Raw genomic sequence first — 12,253 nt, 5'->3', positions numbered from 1 at the left:
CGTTCCGGTCACGAGGATATCGAGTTGCCGCCGCAAGGCTAACCCATGTCTATTTGGTCGCGTCGCCTTCGCCGTCGTCTTGACGGCTCCGTGCGCCGCGTGCTTCGTTTTGAATTCGCTTCTTGCTCGAAGTGGTACAGAAACGAAATCTCGAGCCATGGATCAGATGCTCACGCCCCGGCAGCAGGAAATCGTCGACCTCGCGCGCCTGCAGGGACGCGTCAACGTGGATGATCTCGCTGCTCGGCTCGACGTGACGCAGCAGACGATCCGCAAGGATCTGAACGAACTCTGCGAGCTGCGGCTCATGACCAGGGTCCATGGCGGTGCCATCATCGCGTCGGGCGTCGAGAATGTGGCCTACGAGGCACGACGCCTCATTGCCCAGGCCGAGAAGCAGGCGATCGGCGCCGCGACTGCGCGCCTTATTCCCAACAACAGCTCTCTTTTCATCAATATCGGGACGACCACGGAAGAGGTAGCCCGGGCGCTCCTGGATCACGAGGGGCTGCTTGTCATCACCAACAACCTCAATGTCGCCAATCTCCTCTATCGCCAGTCCAAGATCGACGTCATCGTGACGGGAGGGCCCGTGCGGCGCTCGGACGGCGCCGTCATCGGCGCAGCCGCCGTCGATATCGTGCGCCAGTTCAAGGTCGATTACGCGGTGATCGGCACATCCGCCATCGATGAGGACGGTTCGCTCCTGGATTTCGACGTCCGCGAGGTGCGCGTGTCCCGCGCGATCATCGACAATGCCCGAAAGGTCGTTCTCGTCGCCGACCATCTCAAGGCGGAGCGGTCGGCTCCGGTTCGGATCGGTCACCTTCGGGAGGTCGACATCTTCGTGACCGACGCGCTTGTCTCGCCCCATCTTCGCGAGCTGTGCCATGAGGCTCAGGTTCAGGTCGTGGAAGTGGGACGCTTCGGCGAATAGATCCCGGATGCCGGGTCTTTCGGGAAGCTGTCGCTCTTCCCTAGCGGAAGGCGTGGTTCCTTATTGGTACTTGCTTTCACTTTGTGGGGCGCGTAGCCTCAAACGAATATAAAACGAAAAATACGGCCGAGGGGCTGAGCCGGGAGACGCCAGTGGACTCGCTCGAGGGAGCGACGTTCGACGTCGCGATCGTCGGTGGTGGCGTGAATGGGTGCGGGATCGCACGGGATGCGGCCGGCCGCGGCGCTTCCGTGATCCTCTTCGAGCAGAGCGACCTTGCCAGCGGTACGTCTTCCGCCTCGACGAAGCTCATCCATGGCGGTCTGCGCTACCTCGAACATTATGAGTTCCGCCTCGTCCGTGAAGCTCTCATGGAGCGCGAGGTGCTCTGGACAATCGCTCCCCATATCGTCTGGCCGCTGCGTTTCGTTCTGCCGCACCATCGGGGGTTACGGCCGCAATGGCTGCTGCGGCTGGGGCTGGCGCTCTACGACAATATCGGCGGCCGAAAGCTGTTGCCGCCGACCCGCACGCTCGACCTGAGGTCTGATCCGGCGGGCGCTCCTCTCAAGCGCGACCTGACGAAAGGCTTCGAATATTCGGATTGCTGGGTCGAGGATTCCCGCCTCGTGGTGCTGAACGCGCAGGACGCGGCGGAGCGCGGCGCGCGGATCCGGACCCGGACCCGCGTCGCACGCGCCGAGCGCTCGGGCTCCTCCTGGATCGTTATGTCCGAAGACGTACGGACGGGCCGTCAGGAACGGGTGCGGGCCAAGGCGCTGGTCAACGCCGCCGGCCCATGGGTGGAGAAGGTTCTCAAAGGTGTCGTCCGGTCCGACAGCCCTGCTTCGGTGCGCCTGGTGCAGGGCAGCCACATCGTCGTGAAGAAGATCTTCCCGCACGGGCGGGCCTATATCTTCCAGAATAAGGACAATCGCATCATTTTTGCGATTCCCTTCCAGAACGACTTCACGCTGATCGGGACGACCGACCGGGATTACGACGGCGATCCCGCCCTCGTGAGGGCCACCGAGGAGGAGGTCCTCTATCTCTGCGACGCGGCGAGCGAGTACTTCAGGGATCCCGTTCGCCGGGAGGACGTCGTCTGGACCTATTCGGGCGTGCGTCCGCTCTACGACGATGGCGCATCGAGCGCGCAGGAAGCCACACGCGATTATGTTCTCGTGCTCGATGCCCCGGAGGGACAGCCGCCGATGCTGTCTGTCTTCGGCGGCAAGATCACGACCTATCGCCGTCTCGCCGAAGCGGCTCTCGACAGGCTCAAGGATCATTTGCCCACAGTCCGAAAGCCCGCCTGGACGGGAGCGTCCGCGCTGCCGGGCGGCGATTTCCCGCGGACCGGCTATGCGGCGTTGGTGGGCGAGGCCTGCGCCGCGTATCCGTTCCTGGAGCGTACCGTGGTCGCACGGCTCGTGCGCGCCTACGGCACGCGGATCCGTGACGTGGTGGGGAATGCACGATCGATGCACGACATGGGCCAAACCTTCGGTGCCGGCCTCACGCAGCGCGAGGTCGAGTATCTGATCGAACGGGAATGGGCGCTCACGGCCGACGACGTGCTCTGGCGGCGCAGCAAACTGGGCTTGAAACTCTCCGAAGGACAGGCGGAAGCGCTCGACGGGTTCATGAGCGACGCCGCCACGTCGAGTGCGGCCTGAAGGGAGTGCCGATGAAGCTTGTACTCGAAGCAGTGTCGAAGAAGGCCGGAGCGTCGGTCCATATCGACGACATCTCCCTGACACTGGCGCGTGGCTCGCTCAACGTTCTCCTGGGCGCGACGCTTGCCGGAAAGACTTCGCTCATGCGGCTCATGGCCGGGCTCGATGCGCCGACCGGCGGCCGGGTGCTCGTGGATGGAAGGGACGTGACCGGCTGGCCCGTGCAACGTCGCAGCGTCGCCATGGTGTACCAGCAGTTCATCAATTATCCCTCGCTCAGCGTTTACGAGAACATCGCTTCGCCGCTGCGCGTCGCGGGCCTGCCACGTGCCGAGATCGAGAGCCGCGTCCATGACGCGGCAAGGCTTCTCAAGCTCGAACCGTATCTCGACCGCAAGCCGTTGAACCTGTCCGGCGGCCAGCAGCAGCGCACGGCCATCGCGCGGGCTCTCGTGAAGCGCGCGGATCTGGTTCTGCTCGACGAGCCGCTGGCCAATCTCGATTACAAGCTGCGCGAGGAGCTGCGGGAAGAGCTGCCGCGCGTGTTTGCGGCGTCGGGGGCCATCTTCGTCTATGCGACGACGGAGCCGTCCGAGGCCCTTCTGCTCGGCGGCAACACGGCGACCCTGTTTCAGGGGCGTGTGACGCAGTTCGGCCCGACGCCGCAGGTCTACCGTAAGCCTCAGAACCTCGTCACCGCGCGCGTGTTCTCCGACCCGCCGCTCAACACGCTGACGCTCCACAAGACGGACGACAGCGCCGTGCTGAGCACGGGCAGGCGAATTCGCGCGACGGAGGCGCTCGCGGGCGCGCCTGACGGAGAGTACACCGCTGGCTTTCGCGCTCATCACCTCAGCCTCGACCCGTCGGGAGCGGGGGAGATCACCATTCCTGCAGTCGTCTCGGTGGTCGAGATCACAGGCTCCGAGAGCTATGTGCACCTTGATGCCGGCGAGCACCGGTTCGTGTCGTTGATGCCGGGCGTTCGGCGCTGGGAGCCAGGGACCCCCGTCACGGCTCATCTGAATCCGCGCAATCTCTTCCTGTTCGACCGGACGGGCCGTCTTGCCGCGGTCGGTGCGACGCAGAATGCCGCATGAGGAGAGCGCCATGGCCCGCATCACCCTCGACCATCTCGCCCATTCCTATAAAGCCGATCCGCAGACGCCGCACGACTACGCCCTGAAGGAAATCAATCACGTCTGGAGTCAGGGCGGCGCCTATGCGCTGCTGGGTCCCTCAGGCTGCGGCAAGACCACTCTTCTCAACATCATCTCGGGGCTCGTGCGGCCGACCCGGGGGCGCATCCTCTTCGACGATCGTGATGTGACCGACTTGCCGACGGAAGCCCGCAACATTGCGCAGGTATTCCAGTTTCCCGTGGTGTACGACACGATGACGGTGCGCGAGAACCTCGCATTCCCGTTGAAGAACCGTCACGTTCCGAGGGACAGGACGGCGCGGAGGGTCGAGGAGATCGCGCACCTGCTCGACCTTGCGCCTGTTCTCGATCGCAGGGCCAGCAATCTCACGGCGGACATGAAGCAGAAGATCTCGCTCGGGCGCGGCCTCGTGCGCTCCGATGTGGCGGCGATCCTGTTCGACGAGCCGCTCACGGTGATCGACCCGCATATGAAATGGCAATTGCGTTCCACACTCAAGGAGATCCATCGGGCGTTGGACATCACCATGATCTACGTTACCCATGATCAGACGGAGGCCTTGACCTTCGCCGACAAGGTCGTGGTCATGCATGACGGCGCGGTGGTGCAGACCGGAACGCCGGACGAGCTGTTCGCGCGTCCGGCCCACACTTTCGTCGGCCATTTCATCGGCTCGCCGGGCATGAACGTCCTGCCCTGCCGCGTGGAGGGCGCGACCGCCTATCTCGGCAGCGTGCCCGTCGCGCTTCATCGGGGATATGCAAGCCTGCCGCAGCACGAGCGCATCGAACTCGGCATCAGGCCCGAATTCGCTGAGCTCCAGCCGAAGGGGAGAGGGCTTCCCGTCCGGATCCGGCGCATCGACGATATCGGGCGTGCGCGCATCGCGCGGGTGGAGCTCGAAGGGCGTACGCTCGCGGCGAGCGTCCCGGACAGCTTCGTGATCGGCGAAGACGAGGCTTCGCTTCGACTCGATCCGCGCCATATCCATATCTACGCCGACGGGCGCCTGGTCCCCGGGGAACCGCTGGAAGGGCAGGCCGCATGACGAAGACCGTCAACAACAAGGCCTGGCTTCTGGTCCTGCCTGTCTTCCTCATCGTGGCCTTCTCGGCGGTTCTCCCTCTGATGACCGTCGTGAACTATTCGATGCAGGATACGTTCGGGAACAACCAGTTCTTCTGGAATGGCGTCGGCTGGTTTCAGGAACTGCTCGATCCCTCGACGGATCTCGGCGGCCGCTTCTTCGATGCGCTCTGGCGCACGCTCTTGTTCTCCGCAATCATTCTTCTGATCGAAGTGCCACTCGGAATCCTCGTGGCGCTGTCCATGCCGCGGGAGGGTTGGACCGTGGCGCTCTGCCTCGTCCTCATGGCACTGCCGCTCCTGATCCCGTGGAACGTGGTCGGGACGATCTGGCAGGTCTTCGCCCGCGGCGATATCGGCCTGCTCGGCTGGCTCGTGAACCATCTCGGGATCGACTACAATTATACGGGCGATCCGCTCGATGCGTGGATCACCATCGTGGTCATGGACGTGTGGCACTGGACGAGCCTTGTTGCGCTCCTGTGCTATGCGGGACTGAAATCCATCCCCGATGCCTATTATCAGGCCGCGCGCATCGACGGTGCCTCCCGCTGGGCGGTTTTCCGCACGATCCAACTTCCGAAGATGCGGCGCGTCCTGCTGATCGCGGTGCTGCTGCGCTTCATGGACTCGTTCATGATCTACACGGAGCCCTTCGTCCTCACCGGCGGCGGCCCCGGCAACGCCACGACCTTCCTGTCCATCGATCTGGTGAAACTCGCCCTCGGGCAGTTCGATCTCGGCAAGGCGGCGGCCATGTCGCTCGTCTACAACCTGATCATCCTCGCCATCTGCTGGGTGTTCTATACCATCATGACCAATGTCGATGCGCGGAACGAGAGAGCTGAGGCATGACAGATTCGGTCATCATCGGGACGTCCGACATCAAGACCCAGGCCGCGGCCGTCCCGGCGAACAAAGTGCTTGCCGGGCCGCGCGTGAGTGGCCGGGTGGCGGTGATGACGCTCTATATCCTGTTCCTCCTGATGCCGATCTACTGGCTCGTGAACATGAGCCTGAAGACCAACATGGAGATCACGTCGGGCCTCACGCTCTGGCCGCAGAACCTCACCTTCGAGAACTACGTCACGATCTTCACGGACAGGAGCTGGTATTCGGGCTACATCAACTCGCTCACCTACGTGCTGATCAACACGATCCTGTCGATCTCCTTCGCGCTGCCGGCGGCCTATGCGTTCTCGCGCTACCGCTTCCTCGGCGACAAGCACCTGTTCTTCTGGCTCCTCACCAACCGCATGGCGCCGCCTGCAGTCTTCGCGCTGCCCTTCTTCAATCTGTATTCGGCCATCGGCCTCTTCGACACGCCGTGGGCCGTGGCGCTGGCGCATTGCCTTTTCAACGTGCCTCTCGCGGTCTGGATTCTCGAAGGCTTCATGTCAGGCGTGCCGCGCGAGATCGACGAGACAGCCGCCATCGACGGCTATTCCTTCCCGCGCTTCTTCGTGAAGATCTTCATGCCGCTGATCGCCTCGGGGATCGGGGTGGCCGCCTTCTTCTGCTTCATGTTCTCCTGGGTCGAGCTGCTGCTGGCGCGCACGCTCACCTCGGTGAACGCCAAGCCTATCGCGGCCACGATGACGCGGACCGTGTCCGCCGCCGGCATGGACTGGGGGCTCCTGGCGGCCGCGGGCGTGCTCACCATCATTCCGGGCGCGCTCGTGATCTGGTTCGTGCGCAACTACATCGCCAAGGGCTTTGCCCTGGGGCGGGTCTGAGGGAGGCTCGCATGTCCGATTTGAGCTGGATGGCATGGACGTGGCAGACGGGCCTCTTCTTCGCCAGCATCGGATGCCTGCTCGCCGTCATGACGATCCTCGCGATCTACCGTCCCGAGACCGCGCGTGTGGGAGCCTTACGGATTCCGACCACGCGCGGCGATCGTCTTTTCATCTCTCTTCTGGGCGCCGCCTTCATCCATCTCGCATGGCTTGGACTGGTCGGACCCGATCTGTGGTGGGCTTCGGGCCTGTCGCTCCTTTACGCGGCCCTGGTGTTTCGCATGGTGTGAAAGCGGCAGGCTCCAACAATTCCTTCGGGCAGCCCGGGCCGAAGGAGACAACGGCGAAAAGGCCGGTCAGGGCACCATTTGGGAGGAACGCATGAATCGAACCCACTCTCACCGGCGCTTGAGGCTCTTCGTCTCGACGAGCGTCATCGCCATGGCGATCGGCTCGAGCGCAGCGTATGCGGGCATGGACGAGGCCCGACGCTGGATCGAGACGGAATTCCAACCTTCAACCTTGTCCAAAGACGAGCAGCTGAAGGAGATGGAATGGTTCGTGAACGCGGCGAAGCCTTTCGCCGGCATGGAGATCAACGTGGTCTCCGAAACGATCACGACCCACGAATACGAGTCGAAGGTTCTCGCCAAGGCCTTCACGGAGATCACCGGCATCAAGCTCAACCACGACCTCATCCAGGAAGGTGACGTGGTCGAGAAGATCCAGACCCAGATGCAATCCGGCCGCAACATCTACGACGCCTGGGTCAACGACTCGGACCTTATCGGCACGCATTTCCGCTACAAGCAGGCGATTCCGCTCGACGATTGGATGGCGGGAGACGGCAAGGACGTCACCTCGCCGACCCTCGACGTCAAGGACTTCATCGGCAGGTCCTTCACGACCGCGCCCGACGGCAAGATGTACCAGCTGCCGGACCAGCAGTTCGCGAACGTGTACTGGTTCCGCTACGACTGGTTCCAGCGTCCGGATCTGAAGGAGAAGTTCAAGGCAAAGTACGGCTACGATCTCGGCGTGCCTGTGAACTGGTCTGCCTATGAGGACATCGCCGAATTCTTCACCAACGACGTGAAGGAGATCGATGGGGTCAAGGTCTACGGCCATATGGATTACGGCAAAAAGGATCCGTCGCTCGGCTGGCGCTTCACCGATGCCTGGCTCTCCATGGCCGGCAACGGGGACAAGGGGATTCCCAACGGGCTGCCGGTGGACGAGTGGGGCATCCGCATGGAAGGCTGCCGGCCGGTCGGCTCTTCCATCGAACGCGGCGGCGACACCAACGGTCCAGCGGCCGTCTACTCCATCGCCAAGTACATCGATTGGCTGAAGAAATATGCTCCGCCCCAGGCGAACGGCATGAACTTCTCGGAGTCGGGTCCGGTTCCGGCGCAGGGCAATATCGCGCAGCAGATCTTCTGGTATACCGCCTTCACGGCCGACATGGTGAAGCCGGGATTGCCGGTGATGAACGAGGACGGCACGCCCAAATGGCGCATGGCGCCCTCGCCGCATGGCTCCTACTGGAAGGACGGCATGAAGCTCGGCTATCAGGATGCGGGATCCTGGACGCTTCTGAAGTCCACTCCCGTCGAGCGCCGCAAGGCGGCCTGGCTCTACGCCCAGTTTGTGACGTCGAAGGCGGTTTCGCTGAAGAAGAGCCATGTGGGCCTCACCTTCATCCGCGAAAGCGATATCTGGGACAAGAGCTTCACCGAGCGCGCCCCGAAGCTCGGCGGCCTCATCGAGTTCTACCGTTCGCCCGCTCGCGTGCAATGGACGCCCACCGGCAACAACGTGCCGGATTATCCCAAGCTCGCGCAGCTCTGGTGGCAGAACATCGGCGATGCGGCCTCCGGCGCCAAGACCCCGCAGGAGGCGATGAACTCGCTCGCTGCGGCGCAGGACGAAGTGCTCGGCCGTCTCGAACGCGCCAATGTGCAGGGCGAGTGCGGCCCGAAGCTGAACCCGAAGACCTCGGCCGAGGAGTGGTTCAAGAAGGCGGAGGCTGCCGGCAACATCGCGCCGCAGCGCAAGCTCGCGGACGAGAAGCCGAAGGGCGAGACGGTGGATTACGACACGCTCATCAAGAGCTGGCCCGCGTCTCCGCCGAAGCGCAGCTGATCAAACTGGCCCCGCCCCCTACGGGGCGGGGCTTGCTCGCAGCGGCAGTGACTGACCGCCTGTTCCGGCCTACAGCGTCGGACGTGACATCGAGCTCACGTCCGACGCTTTGGCATTTCGATCTTGAGCATCTTTCCCCGCAAAGCCGGCTCCCGCTTCCCGCGTTCGATGCTCCCGCGATAGACCAGCGCATCGCTTGCTGCGAAAAGCCGGGGCCACTTTTCGCACGATGCGCTAGTCGCCCATGCCCGGAATATCCGCCGTGAAGACGACTCCCCTCGGCAGGAAGTCGATCTTCATCGTGCCGTCGAGCTCACGCGCGAGACTGCGCTCGATGAGGCGCGTTCCGAAGCCCCGCCGGGTGGGAGGCTCGACGGGCGGACCGCCGCTTTCCCTCCAGGTGAGATGCAGGTGCAACCCGTCCGGCGCTTCCGCGAGGTACCACCCGATCGTCACGATTCCCTCGTCGTTCGAGAGAGAGCCGTATTTGGCGGCATTCGTTGCGAGCTCCTGGAGAGCCATGGCGAGGGCCAGCGCCTGTTGCGGCGTCAGGCGCGTTTCCGGCCCCGTCACCTGAAAACGGCCCTTGCCGCGGTTCAGATATGGGGCGATTGCCTGCGCGACGATGTCCGAGAAGCGCGCGCCTTCCCAGTTCTCGCGCGTCAGGACGTCATGAGCGCGGGACAGGGCCAGGAGCCGACTTTCCAGGTCCTCGGCGGCCTGTTCGGGCGTGCGGGCATTGTGCAGGGTCTGACGCGCGATGGATTGGACCGTCGTCAGGGTGTTCTTCACGCGATGGTTCAGCTCGTTGATGAGCAGGCTCTGGCTTTGTTCGGCACGCTTTCGCGCCGAGATGTCCCGAATGACGCGAATGCCGTAGAGGGGACGCCCCTCCAGGTCGTCAACGCGGGATGCGGAAACCCCGATCCACACGGGATTCCCGTTCCTGTGAACGAGGCGCTTCTCGATGGAATAGCTGGTGATGTCACCGGACATCTGCTTGCGGAACATCTCGAGCTCTGAGCCCCGATCCTCGGGATACGTGATGTCCTCCAGGGTCATGGAAAGCAGCTCGCCACGGCCGTAGCCGCTGATGGCGCAAAGCCGCTCGTTGACCCGGATGAACCGGCCGTCGGCGTCAACTTCGCCTATCCCGATGGCCGCCTGCTCGTAGGTGGCGCGAAGCCTTTGCTCGCTCTCGCGCAGCGTCGCCTCCGTCACTTTGCGCTCGTGGATATCCGTAGAGCTGCCGAACCAGGCCAGAATCTCGCCGGTCGCGGAGTGACGATACGGGTTGGCGCGCACGACATGCCAGCGATAGGCGCCGTCGTGGCAGAGGTAGCGAATTTCCGTTTCATAGCGAATGCCGCGTGCGCGAACCTCCTCCCAGAGCCGAAGCGTTTCCGCGACATCGTCGGGATGGATCGACTTGAGCCAGCCCTGCCCGAGGGCCTCATGCGGGGGGAGCCCCGTATATCGGGTCCAGAGTTCGCTGGTATAGGTGATCCCGCCTTCGGGATCGGTGATCCACACGAGGGCCGGCACCGAATTCGCCAGCAGGCGGAATCTCTCTTCGCTCTCGCGCAGATGCTGCTCCTGGAGCTTGTTCGTCGATATGTCGATGCAGACGGCGAGCGCTTTGTCCGGCCGGCCGCTCTCGTCGCGGATCAGGTTTGCGGCGGTTCGGGTCCACACGACGGAGCCGTCGGGCCGGAGGTAGCGCTTTTCGACCTCGTAGCGATCCTCCTTCAGGAGACCGGCAAGAAGGGCCTCCGTGCGCGGAAGGTCGTCGGGATGCACGATGTCCCCGAGGGGGTGCCCGATCAACTCGTCGCGGCTGCGCGCAAGCATGGCGCAGAAGTAATCGTTCGCCCGCAGAATGCGGCCGCTCAAATCGCACTCGGCGAGGCCGACCGTCGCCTGGTTGAAGAGCGCGTCCACAGAGTTCCGCTCCCGTTCGGACTCATTTGAAAAAGGGTTCCGGGTTAGGAATTGTCAGGTGAGGTCAATGTTCCAGGGGACCTGGAGCTAAGCGGCCGCCGGCCCGCCCATGAGCGCTGCGGTCATGCGGCCAGAACGATCGCAAATACGATCATGCCGAGGGCCGCCGACAGGCCGACCCAGTCCAGCATTCGAGCGAGATCATCGTTCGCGGGCGACAGGGGCAGCATTTCGAGAAGTCCGTCGCCGTCTTCATCATCCATGGCCGGTTCCACGCATCATGCGTGATTCCTAGGCTTGCGGAGCGCACGAGGCGATCACTCTTAAGCAGACACGTCATAGGGCGAATGGAGAGAACCGACCCGGGAGGAGTACCTGCGGCGCGCATGGGTGCGTCTTGTCTTCCGGCCTTGCCGCTCCCGTCGTCCCTCGGGCAGGCCCGCCTGCGATAGCCGAGGGGCTGCGGACGACAACAGCGGACATGACATCGAGCCCACATTCGATGCTGTAAGTCCATGTTTTTGAGCATCTTTTCACGCAAAACGGGTTCCCGCTTCCGCGTTCGATGCTCAGGCCGTGGAACGCCGCTCCAGAACTCTTCGCTTGCCGCCGCCGGAGCCGCCCTTCTATACCCGGACGGGTGAGCATCGGATTTCCGGGAGTGGACAATGAAGAGAGCGCGCAACGAAGTCACGGAGCCTCAGGACGCCGGGGAGCGTCGGGCGGTTCCTCCGGTCATCTGCTATCCGGTCGATACGCTTCCCCGCCCGAACCTCTCCGCCTATCAGGCGGCCCGCGAAGGCTGGGAAAAGATGGACGAGGTGATCGTACCGCCGCGTGAGGCGCGCTGCTTCTCCGTGCCGGCCGGCTCCTTCTTTCGGATCGTGAGCATCGAAGGGCCGCAGGTCGGCGACTTGAACCTGTGGGCGGCAGAAGACCTCGACGAGCGCTTTTTCTCGGGCAAGACCCGCGCGCTTCACGGCACGCACCTGTCCACCGGGGACCAGCTCTGGTCCTGTCTGCCTTATCTTCGACCCATGGCGACGATCACGCATGATACGCTCGACTGGTACGGCTTCGATGCATTCGGCGGCTCCGTGCACGACGTGATCGGAACGCGTTGCGATCCCTACACGCACAAGCTCCTCTCGGGTCACGAATATCATCATTGCTGTCACTCGAACCTCACGCGCGCTCTCGCCGACCGGACAGGCCGCCCGCGCGAGGCCGCGGAGCCTGCGGTCCATGACGTGCTCAACGTCTTCATGTGCACGGGTTTCACCCGCGATACGGGTCAGTACTTCATGAAGGCAAGCCCCGTGCGTCCGGGCGATTACCTGGAGTTCTTCGCGGAGATCGATCTTCTCGGCGCCTTGTCGGCCTGTCCCGGCGGCGATTGCAGCGCGGAGCATTCCAGCGATACGGCGGTCTGTCACCCGCTGCTCGTCGAGATATACAAGCCGAAGGCTGCGCCCGCGGGATGGATCTCTCCGCCGCATAACGGTTACAGCCGCAAGCACGGCGACTGACCATGAAAAAGGGCCCCGTTCGGGCCCTTTTTGC

11 protein-coding genes are annotated in these 12,253 nt (G+C 63.6%); 9 read left to right on the top strand and 2 right to left on the bottom strand.

Annotated elements, in window-relative coordinates; genetic code table 11:
* Positions 1 to 157: 157 nt before the first annotated feature.
* The 8 genes from AB8841_RS26300 to AB8841_RS26265 all read left to right on the top strand — a co-directional run bounded on the left by AB8841_RS26300 (position 158) and on the right by AB8841_RS26265 (position 8,749).
* Positions 158 to 937 carry a DeoR/GlpR family DNA-binding transcription regulator gene (locus AB8841_RS26300; RefSeq protein WP_370438694.1) on the top strand — a complete coding sequence of 260 codons (780 nt, stop codon included), beginning with the start codon at positions 158 to 160 and terminating at the stop codon, positions 935 to 937.
* 152 nt (positions 938 to 1,089) lie between these two features.
* Positions 1,090 to 2,616 carry a glycerol-3-phosphate dehydrogenase gene (gene glpD, locus AB8841_RS26295; protein WP_370438693.1) on the top strand — a complete coding sequence of 509 codons (1,527 nt, stop codon included), beginning with the start codon at positions 1,090 to 1,092 and terminating at the stop codon, positions 2,614 to 2,616.
* 11 nt (positions 2,617 to 2,627) lie between these two features.
* Positions 2,628 to 3,716 carry an ABC transporter ATP-binding protein gene (locus AB8841_RS26290; RefSeq protein WP_370438692.1) on the top strand — a complete coding sequence of 363 codons (1,089 nt, stop codon included), beginning with the start codon at positions 2,628 to 2,630 and terminating at the stop codon, positions 3,714 to 3,716.
* Between the two features lie 10 nt (positions 3,717 to 3,726).
* The gene (locus AB8841_RS26285; protein WP_370438691.1) at positions 3,727 to 4,827 is read left to right on the top strand and encodes an ABC transporter ATP-binding protein; all 1,101 of its coding nucleotides are present in this window, start codon (positions 3,727 to 3,729) and stop codon (positions 4,825 to 4,827) included.
* Positions 4,824 to 5,720, top strand: a complete 897-nt coding sequence (locus AB8841_RS26280) for a carbohydrate ABC transporter permease (RefSeq protein WP_370438690.1) — start codon at positions 4,824 to 4,826, stop codon at positions 5,718 to 5,720. Before AB8841_RS26285 ends, AB8841_RS26280 begins: the two co-directional genes overlap by 4 nt.
* 104 nt (positions 5,721 to 5,824) lie before the next feature.
* Positions 5,825 to 6,601: a carbohydrate ABC transporter permease gene (locus tag AB8841_RS26275; protein ID WP_370439378.1), complete on the top strand. Its 777-nt coding sequence runs from the start codon at positions 5,825 to 5,827 to the stop codon at positions 6,599 to 6,601.
* 11 nt (positions 6,602 to 6,612) lie between these two features.
* Positions 6,613 to 6,894, top strand: coding sequence for a DUF2160 domain-containing protein (locus tag AB8841_RS26270; RefSeq protein ID WP_370438689.1), 282 nt, complete (start codon positions 6,613 to 6,615; stop codon positions 6,892 to 6,894).
* Positions 6,895 to 6,985: 91 nt separating this feature from the next.
* Positions 6,986 to 8,749 carry an ABC transporter substrate-binding protein gene (locus tag AB8841_RS26265; RefSeq protein WP_370438688.1) on the top strand — a complete coding sequence of 588 codons (1,764 nt, stop codon included), beginning with the start codon at positions 6,986 to 6,988 and terminating at the stop codon, positions 8,747 to 8,749.
* Between the two features lie 234 nt (positions 8,750 to 8,983).
* Here AB8841_RS26265 and AB8841_RS26260 read toward each other — a convergent pair whose 3' ends face one another.
* Positions 8,984 to 10,690 (bottom strand): PAS domain S-box protein, encoded by a 1,707-nt coding sequence (locus AB8841_RS26260; RefSeq protein WP_370438687.1) that lies wholly within the window; start codon positions 10,688 to 10,690, stop codon positions 8,984 to 8,986.
* A 122-nt stretch (positions 10,691 to 10,812) separates the two neighbouring features.
* The gene (locus AB8841_RS26255) at positions 10,813 to 10,953 is read right to left on the bottom strand and encodes a hypothetical protein (RefSeq protein ID WP_370438686.1); all 141 of its coding nucleotides are present in this window, start codon (positions 10,951 to 10,953) and stop codon (positions 10,813 to 10,815) included.
* 405 nt (positions 10,954 to 11,358) lie between these two features.
* On the opposite strand from AB8841_RS26255, the gene AB8841_RS26250 reads away from it, so the two are divergent.
* Entirely contained in the window at positions 11,359 to 12,219 is an 861-nt protein-coding gene (locus tag AB8841_RS26250; protein ID WP_370438685.1) for an urea carboxylase-associated family protein, read from the top strand.
* Positions 12,220 to 12,253: the final 34 nt, after the last annotated feature.

Source organism: Microvirga sp. TS319 (assembly GCF_041276405.1).
Taxonomy (GTDB): Bacteria; Pseudomonadota; Alphaproteobacteria; order Rhizobiales; family Beijerinckiaceae; genus Microvirga.
This window is presented reverse-complemented; position numbering and strand designations above follow the sequence as displayed.